The organism is Pseudomonas sp. xss_4 (genome assembly GCF_043104125.1).
In the GTDB taxonomy this organism is placed as follows: Bacteria; Pseudomonadota; Gammaproteobacteria; order Pseudomonadales; family Pseudomonadaceae; genus Aquipseudomonas; species Aquipseudomonas parafulva_B.
In genome coordinates this window covers 1-19868 of sequence record NZ_JBICKJ010000045.1, presented here as the reverse complement: position 1 = coordinate 19868, position 19868 = coordinate 1, and the positions used below count along the sequence as shown (strand labels likewise).

Sequence of the window (19868 nt, the reverse complement as noted above, 5' to 3'; positions counted from 1 at the left end):
TGCAGCCCCGCTTCTTTCAGGGTTGTGCGCTGACCCTGCGCACCACCTTGCCGATGCTCAGGCCCTGGACCAGGATCGAGGACAGCACCACGATGTAGGTGATCGACAGCAGCAGGTCACGCTCTTCACCCAATGGCAACGACAGCGCCAGGGCTACCGATACCCCACCTCGCAGGCCACCCCAGGTCAGCACCCGCACCGTGCCCTTGGGCACCGCACGCCAACGCCGCAGCAACACGATGGCCGGCGCCACGGTCAGCAGGCGCGACAGCAGCACGGCCAGCGCCAGCACACTGCCGGCGGCCATGTGCAGCCAGTTGAACGGCAGCAACAGCAGTTCGAGGCCGATCAACGCGAACAGCAGCGCGTTGAGCATGTCGTCGATCAACTCCCAGAAACCGTCCATGTAGCGACGGGTCATGTCGTTCATCGCCAGGTTGCGGCCCAGGTTGCCGATGATCAGGCCCGCCACCACCATCGCGATGGGGGCCGAGACGTGCAGCTCGTAGCACATCGCCGAGCCACCGATCACCAGTGCCAGGGTCAGCATGACCTCGACCTGGTACTGCTCCACGCTCTTGATCATGCGGTAGGTGGCGTAGCCGATCACACCGCCGAACAGCACGCCGCCGATGGCTTCGCGAGCGAACAGCAGCGCGGTGTCGGCGATGCTCGGGGTTTCACCGAGCTGGATGATGCCCAGCAGCACGGTGAAGACCACAACGGCAGTACCGTCGTTGAACAAAGACTCGCCGACGATGGTGGTCTTCAGGGGTTTTGGAGCGTTGGCCGTACGCAGGGCGCCCAATACTGCAATCGGGTCGGTCGGCGAGATAAGCGCGCCGAACAGCAGGCAGTAGATCAGCGGCACCTGCCAGCCGAACATCGCGAACACCCAGTGCGACAGGTAGCCGATGACCACGGTGGCGATCAGCACGCCCACGGTGGCCAGCAGGCCGATGGGCCAGCGGTAGCTGCGCAGGTCGGACAAGTTCACGTGCAAGGCACCGGCGAACAGCAGGAACGCCAGCATCCAGTGCATCAGCAGGTCATTGAAGTCGATCTGGTTCATCAGGGCTTCGACGCGGGCTTCCAGGCCCGGAAAGCCGATCAGGCTCAATGCCTGCAGCATGAGCGAAAACAGCAAGGCCGTGACCATCACGCCGATCGCAGGGGGCAGGCCGATGAATCGATAGTTCACATACGTGAGCAGGGTGGTGAGGCAGATAAACGCGGCAACTAATTCAAGCATCCCGATTCCTGTAACAGTGGCTTCCAAGTCGTCACCCGAATGACTCGGGCAGCTCTTTGATGACCTGACGAGGGGTTCGGGGCACAGGGTTTGACCGAATTTGCCGTAAACGTTCCCGTTCGAGCCCTCCTAAAGGCGGTGGGCGGGCTGCAACACAGGGACGCAAGGCCGCCTTGTGATTGACGCGTTCACCTGGCCAGGGCTTATAGTCTGCGTCCGGTAACCCATTGAGGACCCACCGCGTGTTGGCCACGTCTCTGGTGCTGATCGCTGCCTTGCTTCATGCCACCTGGAACACCTTGATCAAATTCAGCGGCGAGCGCCTGCTGGTCATTGCGAGCATGGACACGGTGGCCCTGGCACTGGTGTTGCCTGCGGTGGCCTTCGTGGACATCCCACCTGCCGGTATCTGGCCCTGGTTGCTGGCTTCGGTGTTTGCCGAGCAGCTGTATCGCTGGCTGCTGATCAAGGCTTACCGCGTGGGTGATTTGGGCCTGGTCTATCCGCTGATGCGTGGGCTGTCGCCCCTGGTCGTGCTGGCGCTAACCCTGGTGTTCGCCGGAGAACCTCTGAGCCAGCAACAAATCATCGGCATTCTGCTGATTCCCTGTGGCATGGCCTGCCTGTTGTGGCAGGGCGGTGGCGGGGACCGGCTGCCTTGGTCGATGTTGCCGGTAGTGGCCCTGATCGGGCTGTGCATCGGGTGCTATACCTGGTTCGACGGTCAGGCCGTGCGCGAATGGGGCAAGCCCTGGGACTACCTGGTGTGGCTGACGTTGCTCAGCGCCTGGCAATTCCCCGCGTTGGCCGTCGTGGCGCGCCGGGCACCGTTCGTGCTGTTCTGGAAAACCCAGTGGCGGCTGGGCCTGGCCGTTGGGCTGTGCGTGCTGTTCAGTTATGCCCTGGTGCTCTGGGCGATGCACCTGGGGTCGGTGGCCGAGGCAGCGGCGCTGCGCGAGCTGAGCGTGATCCTTGTGGTGTTGCTGGGGATGCGCTACCTCAAAGAACCTTTCGGCGGGCCAAGACTCCTAGCTTGCGGGCTGGTACTGGCAGGTATGCTGGTAATGAAGCTCTGACCGACTGACGAACGAGGAACCCTGTCCATGACCGTTGCCCTGTGGTGCATCCTGATCGCGATGATCCTGCCGCCGCTTTGTGCGCTGATCGCCAAGCTGGCGAGCGGCCGGTTCGGCTTGAAGCACAACCATGACCCGCGCGCCTTCCTCGATACCCTGTCCGGGCTGCCGCGCCGCGCGCACTCAGCCCAGCAGAACGGGTACGAAGCCTTTCCGGCGTTCGCCGCCGCCGTGCTGGTGGCAGACATCGTCGGCAATGCCGAACAGGTGACCCAGGATGTGCTGGGGGTGATGTACATCACCAGCCGGCTGCTTTACATCATCTGCTACCTCGCCGACTGGGCGGCACTGCGCTCGTTGGTCTGGTTCGCCGGCCTTGCGATCATCGTGGCGTTCTTCGTGGTCTCGGCCTGACCCCATCGCCCGATGCCAAGGCCCCGGTCACGGGACCTTGGGCACCTCAGGCAGCGGTTGGCCCTTGGGCCACAGCATCCAGATCTGGCCCTGCTGCTTCATGTTCCCGGCCAGGTCTCCGGCTGCCTGGCCGGTCCCCCAGAACAGGTCGGCGCGCACCTCGCCTGCAATGGCGCCTCCGGTGTCCTGGGCCGCGACCGGGCGCACGACGGGGCTGCCGTCCGGGCGTGTGGTCGATAGCCACAGCAGACTGCCAAGCGGGATGACTTTGCGGTCAATGGCCACACTGTAGCCCGCCGTCAGCGGAACGTTGAGCGAACCACGTGGCCCCTCGTTGCTGTCGGGGCGTGGGCTGAAGAACACGTAGCTGGGGTTGCTGGCCAGCAATTCAGGCACCCGTGAAGGGTTGGCCTGGGCCCACGCATGAATGGCGCCCATGCTCACGTCTTCTTTTTTCAGCTGCCCTTGCTCGACCAACCAGCGGCCAATGGGACGATACGGATGACCGTTCTGGTCGGCGTAACCCAGGCGCAGCTGGCGCCCGCCCTCCAGTTGAACACGGCCAGAGCCCTGGATTTGCAGGAACTGCAAGTCCATCGGGTCGGTCAGCCAGGCCAGTACCGGTGCCTTGGCGCCGTTGCGGTTGATCACCTCTGCGGTGTCGTAGGGCTTGAGCACGCGCCCTTCGAGGCGACCGCGCAGGCGCTTGCCCTTGAGTTCCGGGTACACGCTGGCCAGGTCCACCGTGATCATGTCTTCGGGAGGGCCGTATACCGCCACATGATAGGTGGCAGATGGGGTCAGGCTGCCGGGGTAGACAGGCTCGTAATAGCCGGTGATCAAGCCGTTGGCACTGTTGTCGGCCGAACGCAGGCCGTAGACCTCGAGGTTCTGCTCGAGAAAGGTGCGCACCTGTGCAGCGCTTGCCGGCTGGCTCCCGGCGGCTTCACAGGTGGCGGCCCAGACCGGGTCGCGCTTGAGCTTTTCGCAGCCGCTGCGCCAGGCATAGAAACCGGCGAGCATGTCTTCGTCGCTGACCGTGGGCAGGTCTTTCCAGGCAACAGGCGCGTACGTCGCGATGGCGTGGGGCTCGGGCTTTGCCGTCTGGTCGTTGTCGCAGCCGGCCAGCAACGCCATCAGCGGGAATGTCCAGGCCAAGTGGCGCAAGGCATGTTTCATCGTTGTATTCCTGTCATGGACGAACACGCGGTTCACCCCTGTTTTTTATGTGGCTATTGGTCTTTCGCCTTTTGCCAGCGATACTGGCCGGCCCTTTCTTCCAGGCATGGGTAGGCGAGATGTTTAAGCGGTTGGGCGTTGTGGTGCTTGCAGCATTGACCTTGGGCAGTGGCCTGACGGGGTGCGGGGGGGTTGACCCTGACTCGCCGCTGGGTAAGCGCAAGGCCATCTTCAAGGACATGCTCACGACAAGCGAGGACCTGGGCGGCATGTTGCGTGGTCGACTGCCGTTCGACGCCGGCCGCTTCGCCCAAGGGGCGCAGACACTGGATACGCTGTCTCACCAACCCTGGCAGCACTTTACGCAGGTGCGTGAAGGCGACAGCAGCGCAGCCCGCCCTGAGGTGTGGCAACGGCAGGCGCGCTTTCAGGACCTGGCCCGGCAATTGGAGGCAGCCACTGGCGAGCTCGTACAAGCGACGCGCCAGCCATCGCTGGACGCTGCGCAATTGAAGGCGCCCATGGACAAAGTCGAAGGCGCATGCCGAGCGTGCCATAGCGAATTTCGTAACCATTGAATGGCGAGGCGGGCGGCGGCTGGCCCGTGCGCCGCCTCAGGCGCTGGCCTCAGCGGTCAAGGTCGTCTACCGCGTCCTGCAGTTCCTTGCGGGACTCGGCGAGCTTGTCCTTGCGCTTGTTGATCTTTTCGGCATCGCCTTTCTTCTCGGCCTTTTTCAGGTCCTTCTCTCGCTGGGCCACCTCATGGCGCGCATCGAGCACCTTCTGCTCACGCTCCTTGCGCAGGCTGGCGTCAGTGCAGTTGGCCACGCCACGCAAGGCTTCTTCCAGCCCGGCCGCCTGAGCGGCATTGCCATGCTCACGGGCGATTTTGAGCTGGTTCTCGATCGCGCTGCGCTTGGCGTCGCAACCTGTCAGGCCGGCATCGGGCGCGGCTGCTTGTACAGTGCCTGCGCCCAGGCCCAAGGCCGCGAGCAGAAAAAGGGGGGAAAAGCGTTTCATGAAAAGCCTCCTGGACGGGGCAGGGCAACGAGAAAAATTCTGGATGGAAATCCTGCCTTGGTTTTGGCTATTTAGAAACCCTTGATAAAGCTGGGCCGCTAAATCTCCGGCTTTTCCTACAGTTTTTTTGGTAAATAATCATTGCTCAGGCCTGAGCGGCTGCTCCGAGAACCCGTCTACAGCCTGCCCGGCCAGATGGGCTGCAATGGCTTGCACCTCGGCGCTGGCGAAGAATCGCGCAAGTTCGTCCGCCCTTTTCGAGCCGATGCCAGGCTGGGCTTGCCACTGCACGTGCGTCTGGGCAACCACTGTCGGCCAGTCACCGGGCAGCAGCACACCTTTGCCAATGGGTGCTCCTATACCGCGAACCCATTGGGAAAATGGGCGCGAGCGGGCCTGCTCGAAGGCGGCTAGCAATTGGGCTGCCCTCAGGGTGCTGATGCCTGGCACCTGTTGCAGGCGCCCCTCATCGAGCTCCAGCCAGTCGGTCATCGTCGACACCAGGCCTGCCTCGATCAGGCGCCGCCAGGTCCCTGGGCCCATCCCAGGCAGGGCCAGGCCCTGTTTGCCGGCCAGCCAGCTGAGGCGGGCGATGAACTGCTCATTGCAGCTTTCTCCAGCACGCCAGCAGCTATGGGCATGGTGTTGGTCGACTGCAGGTGCGTTGACTGGCTGGCGTTCGACCGAGTAATGCACGATCTGCTCGAAACGGGGGATGGTCAGCCCCGCCAGGCTAATGGCTATCTGGTCGCCTGGCCGAACGTCCAATGCCTGCCAGCGTGACAGCGAACCCAGGCTGATACGGGTCACGCGTCGGTCATCGAGGGTGACCGGCTCGAGGTGAACGATGGGGGTAACCTTGCCAGTACGGCCGACCTGGAAGCGCACATCGCGCACCTGCGCCAACTTTCGTGCGTAGGGGTATTTCCAGGCTGCGATCCAGTACGGCGCCTTGGCCTGCCAACGTTGGGCGGGCGGGCGTTTGCCCTGGCGCAGGATCACCCCGTCGCTGGCGAAGGGTAGCGGCGTGCTGAACCAGTGGTCCCGCCACCGGGCAGCTTCTTCGGGGGTATTGATCGCAACGCTGTAATGCTGACTGTCCGCAAAACCTAACTGGACCAGCTGCGACAGGCGCTCGGTTTGCTGCTCAGGCCCCTTGGGCCAATCCCACACGAACAGACCGATGCGCGTGCCTTGTTCCTCGTCGATTTGGTGGCGAGCAAGCAGGCCGGCGACCGTGCCACGGGCATTTATACCCCCTGCGCTTGCCTGTATGTGGCCCTCAAGGCGCAAGTAGAGCTCGCCTTGAAGCGACAGATCGAGCGGGTGGGGCAGTCGCCGGACAATCCGTCCGAGTTGTGGGATGTGGCGGCTCCAATCGTGTCCCTGGACCCCGTCGCCTCGGCTGATCAACTGGGTCAGCCGGCCTTGGCGGTAGATCAGTGAAACGGCCACGCCATCGACCTTTGGCTGTATCCATAGGTCAGTCTTGCCAGCCATCCAGCCGGCAACACGCTGGAAGTCGGCCAGCTTCTGCACGCCGGTGTGCGGCACGGGATGGACGACTGGGCCACCTGCGCTGGCCAGCGGCGAGGCCTGGGTCGCAAGGCCAACGCAGCGTTGCAGCATGGCCAGGTGATCGCGGCTCTGGTCATACAGCTCATCGGCCACCAGTGCCACGCCGTCACGGTGATAACGTTCGTCCCAGTGCGCGAGCGTGGCGCTCAGCTGGGCGATCTCAGCGTGTGAGCGCGACGGTGTCCAATCCGGGCACGGGTTGGCCCAGGTCGGCGGCAGGTGGAACACCACCATGATCAGCAGCAATACGATTGGCATGGCCCGCTTCCTTGCGTGGCTGAGGATGTGCCGAGCCTATGGGTTTTTCACGGTGTTCGCCTCGGGCGGTTTGTCAGGCGATATGTCACAAAAAAGCCCCTGCCGATTGCTCGGCAGGGGCTTTCGCTCAGCGCTGTAGGAAATTACAGGCCGGCAGCGTCACGCAGCGCTTCAGCGCGGTCGGTGCGTTCCCAGGTGAAGGTGGTGAAGGTGTCGTCACCCACTGTTTTTTGTTGCGGGGTGCGGCCGAAGTGGCCGTAGGCAGCGGTTTCCTGGTACATCGGGTGCAGCAGGTCGAGCATGGTGGTGATGGCATATGGACGCAGGTCGAAGCACTCGCGCACCAGCTGGATGATCTTCTCGTCCGACACTTTGCCGGTGCCAAAGGTGTTGATCGAGATGGAAGTCGGCTGGGCCACGCCGATGGCATACGAGACCTGGATCTCGCAGCGCTCGGCCAGGCCGGCGGCGACGATGTTCTTGGCTACGTAGCGGCCGGCATAGGCGGCGGAACGGTCGACCTTGGACGGGTCCTTGCCCGAGAACGCGCCGCCACCGTGGCGGGCCATGCCGCCGTAGGAGTCGACGATGATCTTGCGACCGGTCAGACCGCAGTCACCGACCGGGCCGCCGATGATGAAGTTGCCGGTCGGGTTGATGTGGTACTGGGTACCCTTGTGCAGCAGCTCGGCAGGCAGCGTGTGCTTGACGATCAGTTCCATGACCGCTTCCTGCAGGTCTTTCTGCGATACCTCAGGGTTATGCTGGGTGGACAGGACCACCGCATCGATGCCCACGACCTTGCCACCTTCGTAGCGGCAGGTGACCTGCGACTTGGCATCCGGGCGCAGCCAGGGCAGCAGGCCAGACTTGCGTGCTTCGGCCTGGCGTTCGACCAGGCGGTGCGAGAAGCAGATCGGCGCTGGCATCAGCACTTCTGTCTCGTTGCTGGCGTAGCCGAACATCAGGCCCTGGTCACCGGCGCCCTGGTCTTCTGGCTTGGAACGGTCGACGCCCTGGGCGATGTCCACCGACTGCTTGCCGATGATGTTCATCACGGCGCAGGTGGCACCGTCGAAGCCTACGTCCGAGCTGTTGTAGCCGATGTCGATGATGACCTTGCGTACCAGGTCCTCGAGGTCGACCCAGGCCGAGGTGCTCACCTCGCCGGCAATGATCGCCACGCCGGTCTTGACCAGCGTTTCACAGGCGACGCGGGCGTACTTGTCCTGGGCGATGATCGCATCCAGCACGGCGTCAGAAATCTGGTCGGCGATTTTATCCGGATGCCCTTCGGACACGGACTCGGAGGTGAAAAGGGAGTATTCGCTCATCTCGAAGGTTCCTGAAATTTACCGATGGTGTATGTCGCCAGCCGTCCGCTGGAAATGGCGGACCTGGATCTGGAAACCGTTACGCAGGCCTACGTACAGGCTATCCCCGTGGGACAGGCCTGCCGCGTTGGCCCAGCGGGCCAAGTCGTCCTGTTCGAAGCCGAGCCACAGGTCGCCGCAGGCTTCCCGCGCCCACCCCTGGTCATGGCTGCACAACTCGGTGATCAGCAGGCTGCCGCCTGCTTTCACCCGTTTGGCCAGCTGGCACAACGCCAGGGCCGGGTCGCTGAAATGGTGCAAGACCATGTTCAGCACAACGCAGTCAGCGACCACATCCGTTGCACCCAGTGCATCGGCCAACTGCAGGTTCACATTGTCCAGCCCTTCGCGCTGGCAGACCTGGCGGGCGAGTTCGAGCATGGTCGGGCTGTTGTCCAGCGCCGTGACCTGGGCAAAGCGCCGAGCCAGGTCCGGCAGGAACCCGCCATCGCCGGGGCCGACTTCAAGCGCGCTGGCGCTTGGGTCGAAATGCAGTTTGTCGAGCAGCGCCAGCAGGCTCTCGCGGTATTGCGGCAAGCCTGCGATCAGGTCCTGCTGGGCGCGAAAGCGTTCTTCCACACGCAGGAAGAAGTCCTGGCTGGTTGCTGCGCGGCGCTGCTGCACCTGGGCGATGCGGCCCTGCACCTCAGCGGGCAAGGCCAGGTCATCGACCTCGTCGAGCAACGCGGCATGCAAGCGCCCGCCCAAGCGCAGGCTATCGGGCAGGGCACGGCGATAGAAAATGGCGTTGCCTTCCCGACGGGTGGCGACCAGGTCGGCCTGGGCCAGCACCTTGAGGTGGTGGCTCATGCCCGACTGACCGATGTCGAAGATCTGCGCCAGCTCCAGCACGCCGAAGGAATCGTTGGCCAGGGCGCGCAGTACATTCAGGCGCAACTCGTCGCCACTGGCCTTGCACAGGGCGGCCAGTGCCTCGCGTTGTTCCGGGATCGCTTGCGCACGAAGGTTCATGGTGCGGGAGTCTAGACAGGCATCGTTGCCCTAGCAAGGCCTATATCAAAAAGTTTTGATATTGCAGGCCTGCTACCCGATCACCCTCACCCTGGCCTTGCCATTGCGCCGATCATCGGACCAATGCACGCCGACTGCTGCTTAAATGTTTGCCCCAAGCGCCCCAGTGGGCGAAAATGGCCGCCTTTTTCGTACTACCACCTATTTCAAGCCCCCAGGAGATCAGCGATGCCCAGCCGTCGTGAACGTGCCAACGCCATTCGTGCCCTTAGCATGGATGCCGTGCAAAAGGCCAACAGCGGCCACCCCGGTGCCCCCATGGGCATGGCGGATATCGCCGAAGTTCTTTGGCGCGACTACCTCAAGCACAACCCGAGCAACCCGGCATTTCCCGATCGCGACCGCTTCGTGCTGTCCAACGGCCACGGTTCGATGCTCATCTACTCGCTGCTGCACCTGACTGGCTACGACCTGTCGATCGACGACCTCAAGGGCTTCCGTCAACTGCACAGCCGTACCCCGGGCCACCCGGAGCACGGTTACACCCCCGGGGTGGAAACCACCACCGGCCCGCTCGGGCAAGGCATCGCCAACGCCGTGGGCTTCGCCCTGGCCGAAAAGGTCATGGCGGCCCAGTTCAACCGTGACGGCCACACCATCGTCGACCACAACACCTACGTGTTCCTGGGCGATGGCTGCATGATGGAAGGCATCTCCCACGAAGTGGCCTCACTGGCCGGCACCCTGGGGCTGAACAAGCTGATCGCCTTCTACGACGACAACGGCATTTCCATCGACGGCGAAGTGCATGGCTGGTTCACCGACAATACCCCGGCGCGCTTTGAAGCCTACAACTGGCAGGTGATCCGCAACGTCAACGGCCACGACGCCGAAGAGATCAAGACGGCCATCGAGACCGCCCGCAAGAGCGACCGTCCGACCCTGATCTGCTGCAAGACCACCATCGGTTTCGGTTCGCCGAACAAGCAGGGCAAGGAAGAGTCCCACGGCGCGCCGCTGGGCAACGACGAAATTGCCCTGACCCGTCAGGCATTGGGCTGGAACCACGGCCCGTTCGAAATCCCTGCCGACATCTATGCCGAGTGGGACGCCAAGCAAGCCGGTGCCAAGGCCGAAGCCGAGTGGAACCAGCGTTTCGAGGCCTACGCCCAGGCTCATCCGGAGCTGGCCGCAGAGTTCAAGCGCCGCATGGCCGGTGACCTGCCTGCCGATTTCAGCGAAAAGGCCCAGGCCTACATCGAGGAAGTGGCGGCCAAGGGCGAAACCATCGCCAGCCGCAAGGCCAGCCAGAATGCCCTGAACGCCTATGGCCCGATGTTGCCTGAATTCCTTGGCGGCTCGGCGGACCTGGCCGGTTCCAACCTGACCCTGTGGAAGGGTTGCAAGGGTGTGGAAGCCGGCGACGCCAGCGGTAACTACGTGTTCTACGGCGTACGTGAGTTCGGCATGACCGCCATCATGAACGGCGTGGCACTGCACGGCGGTCTGGTGCCTTACGGCGCGACTTTCCTGATGTTCATGGAATATGCCCGCAATGCCGTGCGCATGTCGGCGTTGATGAAACAGCGCGTTATCCACGTCTACACCCACGACTCCATTGGCCTGGGCGAAGACGGCCCGACCCACCAGCCGATCGAGCAGCTGACCAGCCTGCGCACCACGCCGAACCTGGACACCTGGCGCCCCGCAGATGCCGTGGAGTCGGCCGTGGCCTGGAAGAACGCCCTGGAGCGCAAGGATGGCCCATCGGCGCTGATCTTCTCGCGCCAGAACCTGCAGCACCAGGCTCGCGATGCGCAGCAGCTCGCTGCCATCAGCCGTGGCGGCTACGTGCTCAAGGATTGCGCGGGCGAGCCGGAGCTGATCCTGATCGCCACCGGCTCGGAAGTGGGCCTGGCCGTTCAGGCCTACGACAAGCTGACCGAGCAGGGCCGCAACGTGCGCCTGGTGTCCATGCCGTCGACCAGCGTGTTCGATGCCCAGGATGCTGCCTACAAGCAGTCGGTGTTGCCGTTGGAAGTCAGCGCCCGTATCGCCATCGAAGCGGCCCATGCGGACTTCTGGTACAAGTACGTCGGCCTCGAAGGCCGCGTCATCGGCATGACCACCTACGGTGAGTCGGCGCCGGCTTCGGCACTGTTCGAAGAATTCGGCTTCACCCTGGAGAACATCCTGGGTACTGCCGAAGAGCTGCTGGAAGACTGATGTATCAGGGAGGGCAGGATGCCCTCCTGGTCGTGCGAGGGGAGGGCGTCGCCCTCCATCGCGCCATGAGGCCGCTTCCACAGGTACTACCCTGCCAGCAACGGCGTGGTACCTGTGGAAGCGGCCTTGTGCCGCGATAGGCCGCCATGCGGCCTCGAAGCCATCACGCTTAGCGAGTCAACGAATGTCCCACTTGCGTCCCTATAAAGTTGCACTCAACGGTTATGGCCGTATCGGCCGCTGTGTTCTGCGCGCGCTGTTCGAGCGGGGCAGCAGGGCCGATTTCGAGATCGTCGCACTCAACGACCTGGCCGACCAGGCCAGCCTGGAATACCTCACCCGCTTCGACTCCACCCACGGGCGCTTTCCCGGCGAGGTCAAGGTCGATGGCGATTGCCTGCATATCAATGGCGATTGCGTAAAGGTGATGCGCAGCGCCACGCCCGAAGGCATCGACTGGGCAGCCCTGGACGTGGACCTGGTCCTGGAGTGTTCCGGGGCCTACAACACCCGTGCCGATGGCCAGCGCTTTCTTGAGGCGGGTGCGCCACGGGTGCTGTTTTCCCAGCCCATGGCCAGCGAGGCCGACGTCGATGCCACGGTGGTCTACGGTATCAACCAGGATTGCCTGACCGGCACTGAGCGCCTAGTCTCCAATGCTTCGTGCACCACCAACTGCGGTGTACCGCTGCTGAGGGTGCTGGATCAGGCATTTGGCATCGACTACGTACAGATCACCACCATTCACTCGGCCATGAACGATCAGCCGGTGATCGACGCCTATCACCATGAAGACCTGCGCCGTACCCGTTCGGCGTTCCAGTCGGTGATTCCGGTGTCCACCGGGCTTGCGCGCGGCATCGAGCGCCTGCTCCCGGAACTTGCCGGGCGAATCCAGGCCAAAGCGGTACGCGTGCCGACGGTCAACGTCTCGTGCCTGGACATCACCTTGCAGACCGCTCGCGACACCACCGCAGCCGAGGTCAACAGGGTGCTGCGCGAGGCCGCGCTGACCGGGCCGCTCAAAGGCCTGCTGGCCTATACTGAGCTGCCCCACGCCAGTTGTGATTTCAACCACGACCCGCATTCGGCCATCGTCGATGCCAGCCAGACCCGTGTATCAGGCCCGCGCCTGGTCAACCTGCTGGCCTGGTTCGACAACGAATGGGGGTTTGCAAACCGTATGCTCGACGTCGCCGGACATTTTCTGCACGTCGTCCACCCAAACCGCAACAAACAGCCCTGAAGGACCGCATTCATGACCGTGTTGAAGATGACCGACCTCGACCTGCAAGGTAAGCGCGTACTGATTCGCGAAGACCTGAACGTGCCTGTCAAGGACGGTGTGGTGACCAGCGATGCGCGCATCCAGGCGGCGCTGCCGACCATCAAGCTGGCCTTGGAAAAGGGCGCGGCGGTGATGGTCTGCTCGCACCTGGGCCGCCCCACCGAAGGTGAATTCTCTGCCGAAAACAGCCTCAAGCCGGTTGCCCAGTACTTGAGCCAGGCGCTGGGCCGCGACGTACCACTGGTGGGTGACTACCTCGATGGCGTCGAGATCAAGGCCGGCGAGCTGGTGCTGTTCGAGAACGTGCGCTTCAACAAGGGCGAGAAGAAGAACGCCGATGAGCTGGCCCAGCAGTACGCGGCATTGTGCGACGTGTTCGTGATGGACGCCTTCGGCACGGCGCACCGCGCCGAGGGTTCTACCCATGGCGTTGCCAAGTTCGCCAAGGTCGCGGCGGCTGGCCCGTTGCTGGCAGCTGAGCTGGATGCCCTGGGCAAGGCGCTGAAGGCCCCGGCCAAGCCAATGGCCGCCATCGTTGCCGGTTCCAAGGTTTCCACCAAGCTGGACGTGCTCAACAGCCTGAGCTCGGTATGCGATCAGCTGATCGTCGGTGGCGGCATCGCCAACACCTTCCTGGCGGCTGCCGGGCACCCGGTCGGTAAGTCGCTGTACGAGCCTGATCTGGTCGAAACGGCCAAGGCCATTGCCGCCAAGGTCAGCGTGCCGCTGCCTGTCGATGTGGTGGTTGCCAAGGCCTTTGCCGAAGACGCCGAAGCCACCGTCAAGGCCATTGCCGATGTCGCTGCCGACGACATGATCCTGGACATCGGCCCGCAGACCGCCGCCCAGTTCGCCGACTTGCTCAAGTCCTCCAAGACCATCCTGTGGAATGGCCCGGTCGGCGTATTCGAGTTCGATCAGTTCGGCAATGGCACCCAGGTGCTGGCCAAGGCGATCGCCGACAGCGCCGCGTTCTCCATTGCCGGTGGCGGTGATACCCTGGCGGCCATCGACAAATATGGCGTCAGCCAGGATATCTCCTACATTTCTACCGGTGGCGGCGCCTTCCTCGAATTCGTCGAAGGCAAAGTCCTGCCAGCGGTGGCCATGCTCGAAGAGCGGGCCAAAGCCTGATGAACACGGCGCCTGGCAAAAGGAGTGGCCTGGTGGCCAAGCAGTTGCCTGTGTTGCTGCTGGCCGGGCTGCTGAGCGCCTGCGCCGGCAGCCCGGATGCCCAGGACGACCCGGCGCAACCGCCCAAGGGCGGGTGCTATCAGTCCGAATGGCAAGCCGAAACCGTGCCGGTGATCAGCAAGCGCGTAGGCCCGGAAGGCCTGGAAAAGTACGACGAAGAGCACCAGCGCAAGGCGCCAGGCTGCCCTTGATCGGGCCGCCGGCAACCTGCAGGCCGGTTTGTGGTCTTGGAGAAGGGCCGTGTGCTGCCCATCGAGGTAATTGAATGAAAGCGCTCTTGGCCGTAATGGCCCTGGCGACACTGGCAGGATGTTCACTGCTGCAGCCGGCGCAGACCGCGCCGGCGGACAACTGGACCCGCTGGGTCTGCGACACCCAGGCCGAAGTGCTGTGGCGGTTTGCCGACCCGCAGCGGGACCAGGTCGACGTGCGTCTTGGTGGCGGCGACCAGGTGTACCGGCTCAAGGCCGAGCCCGGCGCGTCCGGCGCGCTGTACAGCGACGGCATGCTGGCGTTCCACACCCAGGGTGAGGAAGGCCTGGTGTACTGGGTGGCGACCAACGATCTGATAGGGCGGGGCTGCAAGGCACCGTGACTGGCCGGGCCGCTAGGCTCTGTGTGAAAAGCCTAGGTGGCCCACACTACTTGAACAGCAACCGCCCCTGCGGCAGGCTTGCACGAAACAACGACGCTTGTCGGGAGAGAGATACACAATGGCACTCATTAGCATGCGCCAGATGCTGGACCACGCCGCCGAGTTCGGTTACGGCGTACCGGCTTTCAACGTCAACAACCTCGAGCAGATGCGCGCCATCATGGAAGCGGCTGACAAGACCGACTCCCCTGTGATCGTCCAGGCCTCGGCCGGTGCGCGCAAGTACGCGGGTGCGCCGTTCCTGCGCCACCTGATCCTGGCGGCCATCGAAGAATTCCCGCATATCCCGGTGTGCATGCACCAGGATCACGGCACCAGCCCGGATGTCTGCCAGCGTTCCATCCAGCTGGGCTTCAGCTCGGTCATGATGGACGGCTCGCTCGGCGAAGACGGCAAGACCCCGACCGACTACGAATACAACGTGCGCGTCACCCAGCAGACCGTTGCCATGGCCCATGCCTGTGGTGTGTCGGTAGAAGGCGAACTGGGTTGCCTGGGCTCGCTGGAAACCGGCATGGCCGGTGAAGAAGACGGTATCGGTGCCGAAGGCGTGCTCGACCACAGCCAGATGCTGACCGACCCTGAAGAAGCGGCCGACTTCGTCAAGAAGACCCAGGTCGATGCCCTGGCCATCGCCATCGGCACCAGCCATGGTGCGTACAAGTTCACCAAGCCGCCTACCGGTGACGTGCTGGCCATCGACCGCATCAAGGAAATCCACAAGCGCATCCCCGACACCCACCTGGTGATGCACGGCTCTTCCTCGGTACCGCAGGAGTGGCTGGCGATCATCAACCAGTACGGCGGCGACATCAAGGAAACCTACGGTGTGCCGGTCGAGGAAATCGTCGAAGGCATCAAGTACGGCGTGCGCAAGGTCAACATCGACACCGACCTGCGTCTGGCGTCCACCGGTGCCATCCGTCGTCACATGGCCATGAACCCAAGCGAGTTCGACCCGCGCAAGTTCTTCGCTGAAACCGTAAAAGCCATGCGCGACGTGTGCATCGCCCGTTACGAAGCATTCGGCACTGCCGGCCATGCCTCGAAGATCAAGCCGATCTCCCTGGAAGGCATGTTCCAGCGCTACGCTAAAGGCGAGTTGGCTGCAAAGGTCAACTAAGCCACCCGGCCTCGAATAAACCCGCAGCGATGCGGGTTTTTCGTTTCTGGCAGTGGCTGCGAAACCGATCTGCCGTTGCGTATCACAGAATGTCAGCGAAACCGCTATCGGTCGGCTACCTTCAGTCAGTGACTGATGGTTTTGGCGTGTGATGCGTGCTATCAGCTCATGCCTGGGGTAAAACTGGATCCAACGGCCAGTTTGTAGTCGGTCATATAACAGAGATGCAGCATGGATGGCGCTCACCTTCAACTCATGCCACAGGATGGCAGCTCGGTGCTTCTGGTAGTCGACGATTACCCGGAGAACCTCATCAGTATGCAAGCCTTGTTGTCGCGCCAGGATTGGCAGGTGCTGACGGCAAGTTCGGGCCGAGAAGCCCTGAGCGCGTTGTTGGAAAACGATGTCGACCTGGTTTTACTCGATGTGCATATGCCCGAGATGGACGGCTTCGAAGTCGCTCGTCTGATGCGTGGCAGCCAGCGAACCCGGCTTACGCCCATCATTTTCCTGACAGCCAACGAGCAGTCCCAGGCCGCCGTGTTGAAAGGCTATGCCAACGGCGCCGTGGACTACATGTTCAAGCCGTTCGACCCTCAGATTCTCAAGCCCAAGGTTCAGGCCCTGCTCGACCAGCAGCGCAATCGGCGGCGTTTGCAGGCGCTGACCCGTGAACTCGACGAAGCCCGCGCCTTCAATGCATCCATTCTGGACAATGCGGCCGAGGGTATTGTGGTGGTGGATGCAGGCGGCATCATCCGCTTCGCCAACCCGGCTGTCTGTTCCCTGCTGGCAACGCCTATCGAACTGTTGCAGAACGTCGACCTGCTGGGGCTGTTGCAGCTGAGCACGCCGAGTACGTGGCAGGATTCGGCGTTTTACCAAAGCTACCTGGCCAGGCGCATCTACCGCCTGCACGACGCCCAATTGCGTCGCCCGAGCGGCGAGCTGCTGCCGGTGGCCCTGTCCTGTGCGCCCCTGCCTGCCGAGCAGCAGGCGATGGTGGTGACCGTGCTGGACATGTCGGCGGTGCACAACCTGCACCAACAGCTCGAATACCAGGCCATTACCGACCCACTTACCGGCCTGCTTAACCGCCGTGGGTTCTACCAGGCGGCCGAAGGGGCATTGCTGCGCAATGAGCGCTCCGACCGGGCGCAGGCCTTGATGTACATGGACCTGGATGGCTTCAAGCGTATCAACGATTCCCTCGGCCACGATGCAGGTGACCGGGTATTGTGCTGGGTGGCCGAGCAGCTCAAGGATTGCCTGGGCAGTGAAGCCCTGCTGGCACGCATGGGCGGAGACGAATTCACCGCGCTGTTCGACGGCTTGCCCTATGCCGAGCAAGCCGGGCGCTACGCCGAGCGGCTGCTCGAGCGCATTGCCATCAGCCACCAGATCGATGGGCTGGACGTATGCCTGGGCGTGAGCATCGGCATCGCTACCTACCCCGACTGCGGTGGCAACGTCGAAGGCTTGCTGCGCGCAGCCGACGCGGCCATGTACGCTGCCAAGCAGGCAGGGCGCCAGCAGTATCGCTTCTACGACCAGGAGCTCAATGGCCGCGCCCGTTCCCGCCTGATGCTCGAAGACGGCGTGCGTACGGCCATCGAGCAGCAGGATTTTACCTTGGTGTATCAGCCGCAAGTGGCCTTCGCCGATGGTCGCCTGCGCGGCTTCGAAGCCCTGCTACGCTGGCAGCACCCCAGCGTTGGCGATGTGCCGCCAGGCCTGTTCATTCCCCTGCTCGAGGAAGCGCGGCTGATCAACCGCCTGGCCGGCTGGATCTACGGACAGAGTGCTGCCCAGCGCCAGGCCTGGTACCAATGCTTTGCGACCGACATTGTGTTGGGCATAAGCCTGAGCCGGGCCCAGTTCGTCTCGCCAAGCCTGGTCGAGGAGCTGCAACGGGTCATCCAGCGCTATAGCCTGCAGCCAGCGCACCTGGAAGTGGAAGTGGCCGAAACCTCGCTCATGTACAACATCGATGCGGCGGTCAAGCAGGTCGACCGGTTGCGCGCGCTGGGTGTACGTGTGGCGCTGGACGATTTCGGCGCCGGTGACTGCTCACTGCGTATGCTGCGCGATTTGCCCATCGATACCCTGAAACTCGATCGCCACCTGGTGGCGCGCCTGCCGGAGGCGTCGGCCGATGCGGCGCTGGCACGCAGCGTCATCGGGCTGTGTGCCGATTACGGGATCACCGTGATTGCCGAGGGCGTGGAAACCCAGGCCCAGGCTCAATGGCTCAAAGCCGCAGGCTGCCAATACGTTCAGGGCTTCTTGGTAGCGCACCCTATGACAGCTGCCGATGCCGGCAACTTCCCGGCAATTTTCCCCTGGCCTGCCCCGCCAGCGGGTTAGAATTGGCGTTCGTTACGCCGACTGTACTGCCATGACCGTCCTACGCTACCTGCAAGCTTACCCACCGCACCTGCAACAACAGGTGCGGCAGATGATCGACAGCGACCGCCTTGGCGAATACCTGCACAAGCGCTACCCCGAGCGCCACGAGGTACAAAGCGACAAGGCCTTGTACGGCTACGCCCAGGAACTGCGCCAGCGTTTTCTGCGCAGTGCACCGCCACTGGACAAGGTGCTGTTCGACAGCCGGCTGGACCTGACCCACCGGGCGCTGGGCCTGAACACTGCCGTCTCTCGCGTGCAGGGCGGCAAACTCAAGGCCAAGAAGGAAATCCGCATCGCCTCGCTGTTCAAGGAGGCTGCGCCGCAGTTTCTGCGCATGATCGTGGTGCATGAGTTGGCCCACTTGCGCGAGCGTGACCACAACAAGGCGTTCTACCAGCTCTGTCAGCACATGGAGCCGGACTACCATCAACTGGAATTCGACCTGCGCGTCTACCTGACCTATCGGGAGTTGCCGGGTAACGCTTGAGGACCCGCAGCATGGAAGTAAGCAAGACCAAGAGCAGTTTCTACCGCCGTCTTTATGTCGCCTGGCTGATCGACAGCCAGGCCGCTACCAGCGTGCCTGCGCTGATGGAGGCTACGGGCATGCCCCGGCGCACGGCCCAGGACACCCTTGCAGCGCTGGCCGATCTGGACATCGTCTGCACCTTCGAGCAGCAAGAAGGCGCGCGCAATCACGCAGGCCATTACCGCATAAAGGACTGGGGGGCCATCGACCGGCAGTGGATCGAGCGTCACCTGAATCAAATACGCAAGGTACTGGGTTATCCCTGACCTGTACCCGTTAAGTCCACTGCAATAAAAACCGTAGGTTCGGCCAGAATAGAGGCTAGATGACACTATTGGCCGCTGCCCCGACCAGAGCCTTTGTGTAAGCTCACCCGCAGTGTACGTTTCTTCACCGCGCAAGGGCTTGGGCATGCGGCTGATGCTTTGTGTTCTCGGGTTACTGGCCACTGTCATGGCGCCTCCGGCCGCCGCCTCCGGCAAGCTGCGCCTGGTATCGGATCATTGGCCGCCCTTCACCGACGCCAGTATGCCTGGCGGCGGTCTGGCCATCAGCATCGTGACCACGGCGCTGACGCGGGCGGGGTACAGCAGCAGCTTCGAGGAGGCACCCTGGGCTCGGGCCCTGGCAGGCGTCGGGGACGGTCGTTACGACATACTGATCAACGCCTGGCACAACGAATCGCGCGCGCGCATCGGACTTTTTTCCAGCGCCTACCTGAACAACCGTATCCGCCTGCTGCAGCGTAAGGGTGCGGGCCTGCATTATGAGCACATCTCGGACCTGTATCCCTACAGCATCGCCGTGGTGCGTGATTACGCCTACTCGAGCGCGTTCGACGGCAATACCCGCTTGCACAAGGTAGCGGTGAGTACATTTTCGTCCGCCGTGCGCATGCTGGCGGCAGGGCGTGTGAGCCTGGCCGTGGAGGACGAGTACGTGGCCCGCTATCACCTGCAGCGCGAGCCGGACAATGTGCGTGACAAGGTGGAGCTGGTGGAGCCTGCACTGGGCGAAAACCCGCTGCACATTCTGGTCAGCTTGAAGCACCCGGATCACCAATTGATCGTCGCTCGCTTCGACGCGGCCATCGCCGCCATGAAGGCCGATGGCAGTTATGAACGGTTACTGCATCAGTATGGTTTCTAGGCGAGCAGGGGTGGCGTTACGATGCGCCGGCTTGGCAATGGCTTCAGGATTGCAGCTTCGCAGCTCATGGTGCCGGGGGCCGCTCTGCGGCCCATCGCGGCACAAGGGCCGCTCCTACAAAGATCGCGTTTGCCTGCAAGTCGGTGCATCCAAAGGCAATCGATTTCTCG

19 protein-coding genes are annotated in these 19868 nt (G+C 63.1%); 13 read left to right on the top strand and 6 right to left on the bottom strand.

Going from position 1 to position 19868, the window contains the following annotated elements:
- Nucleotides 1-16: 16 nt before the first annotated feature.
- The gene (locus ACF8GB_RS08865) at nt 17-1252 is read right to left on the bottom strand and encodes a sodium:proton antiporter (protein WP_058604046.1); all 1236 of its coding nucleotides are present in this window, start codon (nt 1250-1252) and stop codon (nt 17-19) included.
- 242 nt (nt 1253-1494) lie between these two features.
- Between ACF8GB_RS08865 and ACF8GB_RS08860 the strand changes: the two genes are divergently transcribed.
- Both ACF8GB_RS08860 and ACF8GB_RS08855 read left to right on the top strand, forming a co-directional pair.
- Complete coding sequence (locus tag ACF8GB_RS08860) at nt 1495-2328, top strand: EamA family transporter (protein ID WP_196126749.1); 834 nt, start codon at nt 1495-1497, stop codon at nt 2326-2328.
- A gap of 27 nt (nt 2329-2355) precedes the next feature.
- Nucleotides 2356-2742: an MAPEG family protein gene (locus ACF8GB_RS08855; RefSeq protein ID WP_100850657.1), complete on the top strand. Its 387-nt coding sequence runs from the start codon at nt 2356-2358 to the stop codon at nt 2740-2742.
- Nucleotides 2743-2769: 27 nt separating this feature from the next.
- On the opposite strand, the gene ACF8GB_RS08850 is transcribed toward ACF8GB_RS08855, so the two are convergent.
- Nucleotides 2770-3921: a murein transglycosylase A gene (locus tag ACF8GB_RS08850; RefSeq protein WP_392526890.1), complete on the bottom strand. Its 1152-nt coding sequence runs from the start codon at nt 3919-3921 to the stop codon at nt 2770-2772.
- A gap of 119 nt (nt 3922-4040) precedes the next feature.
- On the opposite strand from ACF8GB_RS08850, the gene ACF8GB_RS08845 reads away from it, so the two are divergent.
- The gene (locus ACF8GB_RS08845; protein ID WP_196126747.1) at nt 4041-4499 is read left to right on the top strand and encodes a cytochrome c; all 459 of its coding nucleotides are present in this window, start codon (nt 4041-4043) and stop codon (nt 4497-4499) included.
- 49 nt (nt 4500-4548) lie between these two features.
- Here ACF8GB_RS08845 and ACF8GB_RS08840 read toward each other — a convergent pair whose 3' ends face one another.
- From ACF8GB_RS08840 to ACF8GB_RS08825, 4 genes are all read right to left on the bottom strand, one after another.
- Nucleotides 4549-4941 (bottom strand): DUF1090 domain-containing protein, encoded by a 393-nt coding sequence (locus ACF8GB_RS08840; RefSeq protein ID WP_058604041.1) that lies wholly within the window; start codon nt 4939-4941, stop codon nt 4549-4551.
- Nucleotides 4942-5079: 138 nt separating this feature from the next.
- Nucleotides 5080-6777 carry an NAD-dependent DNA ligase LigB gene (gene ligB / locus ACF8GB_RS08835; RefSeq protein ID WP_392526889.1) on the bottom strand — a complete coding sequence of 566 codons (1698 nt, stop codon included), beginning with the start codon at nt 6775-6777 and terminating at the stop codon, nt 5080-5082.
- 143 nt (nt 6778-6920) lie between these two features.
- Entirely contained in the window at nt 6921-8111 is a 1191-nt protein-coding gene (gene metK, locus ACF8GB_RS08830; protein ID WP_023532964.1) for a methionine adenosyltransferase, read from the bottom strand.
- 18 nt (nt 8112-8129) lie between these two features.
- Nucleotides 8130-9122: a metalloregulator ArsR/SmtB family transcription factor gene (locus ACF8GB_RS08825; protein WP_027914015.1), complete on the bottom strand. Its 993-nt coding sequence runs from the start codon at nt 9120-9122 to the stop codon at nt 8130-8132.
- Nucleotides 9123-9350: 228 nt separating this feature from the next.
- Here ACF8GB_RS08825 and tkt point away from each other — a divergent pair, with 228 nt between their 5' ends.
- The 10 genes from tkt (at nt 9351) to ACF8GB_RS08775 (ending at nt 19698) form a co-directional block, all read left to right on the top strand.
- Complete coding sequence (gene tkt, locus ACF8GB_RS08820) at nt 9351-11348, top strand: transketolase (RefSeq protein ID WP_392526887.1); 1998 nt, start codon at nt 9351-9353, stop codon at nt 11346-11348.
- Between the two features lie 184 nt (nt 11349-11532).
- On the top strand, nt 11533-12594 hold the full coding sequence (epd, locus tag ACF8GB_RS08815; RefSeq protein ID WP_058604038.1) for an erythrose-4-phosphate dehydrogenase: 1062 nt from the start codon (nt 11533-11535) through the stop codon (nt 12592-12594).
- A 12-nt stretch (nt 12595-12606) separates the two neighbouring features.
- Entirely contained in the window at nt 12607-13770 is a 1164-nt protein-coding gene (locus ACF8GB_RS08810; protein WP_058604037.1) for a phosphoglycerate kinase, read from the top strand.
- Nucleotides 13770-14021: a hypothetical protein gene (locus tag ACF8GB_RS08805; protein ID WP_058604036.1), complete on the top strand. Its 252-nt coding sequence runs from the start codon at nt 13770-13772 to the stop codon at nt 14019-14021. Before ACF8GB_RS08810 ends, ACF8GB_RS08805 begins: the two co-directional genes overlap by 1 nt.
- Nucleotides 14022-14095: 74 nt before the next feature.
- On the top strand, nt 14096-14425 hold the full coding sequence (locus ACF8GB_RS08800; RefSeq protein ID WP_058638886.1) for an MliC family protein: 330 nt from the start codon (nt 14096-14098) through the stop codon (nt 14423-14425).
- A 118-nt stretch (nt 14426-14543) separates the two neighbouring features.
- Nucleotides 14544-15608, top strand: coding sequence for a class II fructose-bisphosphate aldolase (fba, locus tag ACF8GB_RS08795; protein WP_023533056.1), 1065 nt, complete (start codon nt 14544-14546; stop codon nt 15606-15608).
- A gap of 231 nt (nt 15609-15839) precedes the next feature.
- Complete coding sequence (locus ACF8GB_RS08790) at nt 15840-17975, top strand: putative bifunctional diguanylate cyclase/phosphodiesterase (RefSeq protein ID WP_392526884.1); 2136 nt, start codon at nt 15840-15842, stop codon at nt 17973-17975.
- Nucleotides 17976-18006: 31 nt separating this feature from the next.
- Nucleotides 18007-18507, top strand: coding sequence for a M48 family metallopeptidase (locus tag ACF8GB_RS08785; protein ID WP_058638888.1), 501 nt, complete (start codon nt 18007-18009; stop codon nt 18505-18507).
- Nucleotides 18508-18518: 11 nt separating this feature from the next.
- On the top strand, nt 18519-18815 hold the full coding sequence (locus tag ACF8GB_RS08780; RefSeq protein WP_058638889.1) for a helix-turn-helix domain-containing protein: 297 nt from the start codon (nt 18519-18521) through the stop codon (nt 18813-18815).
- A 145-nt stretch (nt 18816-18960) separates the two neighbouring features.
- Nucleotides 18961-19698 carry an ABC transporter substrate-binding protein gene (locus tag ACF8GB_RS08775; protein ID WP_078477884.1) on the top strand — a complete coding sequence of 246 codons (738 nt, stop codon included), beginning with the start codon at nt 18961-18963 and terminating at the stop codon, nt 19696-19698.
- Nucleotides 19699-19868: the final 170 nt, after the last annotated feature.

Coding starts and splice junctions, on each gene's coding strand:
- ACF8GB_RS08865 (WP_058604046.1), bottom strand. CDS start 1,252: ATGCTTGAATTAGTTGCCGCGTTTATCTGCCTCACCACCCTGCTCACG.
- ACF8GB_RS08855 (WP_100850657.1), top strand. CDS start 2,356: ATGACCGTTGCCCTGTGGTGCATCCTGATCGCGATGATCCTGCCGCCG.
- ACF8GB_RS08850 (WP_392526890.1), bottom strand. CDS start 3,921: ATGAAACATGCCTTGCGCCACTTGGCCTGGACATTCCCGCTGATGGCG.
- ACF8GB_RS08845 (WP_196126747.1), top strand. CDS start 4,041: ATGTTTAAGCGGTTGGGCGTTGTGGTGCTTGCAGCATTGACCTTGGGC.
- ACF8GB_RS08840 (WP_058604041.1), bottom strand. CDS start 4,941: ATGAAACGCTTTTCCCCCCTTTTTCTGCTCGCGGCCTTGGGCCTGGGC.
- ligB (WP_392526889.1), bottom strand. CDS start 6,777: ATGCCAATCGTATTGCTGCTGATCATGGTGGTGTTCCACCTGCCGCCG.
- metK (WP_023532964.1), bottom strand. CDS start 8,111: ATGAGCGAATACTCCCTTTTCACCTCCGAGTCCGTGTCCGAAGGGCAT.
- ACF8GB_RS08825 (WP_027914015.1), bottom strand. CDS start 9,122: ATGAACCTTCGTGCGCAAGCGATCCCGGAACAACGCGAGGCACTGGCC.
- tkt (WP_392526887.1), top strand. CDS start 9,351: ATGCCCAGCCGTCGTGAACGTGCCAACGCCATTCGTGCCCTTAGCATG.
- epd (WP_058604038.1), top strand. CDS start 11,533: ATGTCCCACTTGCGTCCCTATAAAGTTGCACTCAACGGTTATGGCCGT.
- ACF8GB_RS08810 (WP_058604037.1), top strand. CDS start 12,607: ATGACCGTGTTGAAGATGACCGACCTCGACCTGCAAGGTAAGCGCGTA.
- ACF8GB_RS08805 (WP_058604036.1), top strand. CDS start 13,770: ATGAACACGGCGCCTGGCAAAAGGAGTGGCCTGGTGGCCAAGCAGTTG.
- ACF8GB_RS08800 (WP_058638886.1), top strand. CDS start 14,096: ATGAAAGCGCTCTTGGCCGTAATGGCCCTGGCGACACTGGCAGGATGT.
- fba (WP_023533056.1), top strand. CDS start 14,544: ATGGCACTCATTAGCATGCGCCAGATGCTGGACCACGCCGCCGAGTTC.
- ACF8GB_RS08790 (WP_392526884.1), top strand. CDS start 15,840: ATGGATGGCGCTCACCTTCAACTCATGCCACAGGATGGCAGCTCGGTG.
- ACF8GB_RS08785 (WP_058638888.1), top strand. CDS start 18,007: ATGACCGTCCTACGCTACCTGCAAGCTTACCCACCGCACCTGCAACAA.
- ACF8GB_RS08780 (WP_058638889.1), top strand. CDS start 18,519: ATGGAAGTAAGCAAGACCAAGAGCAGTTTCTACCGCCGTCTTTATGTC.
- ACF8GB_RS08775 (WP_078477884.1), top strand. CDS start 18,961: ATGCGGCTGATGCTTTGTGTTCTCGGGTTACTGGCCACTGTCATGGCG.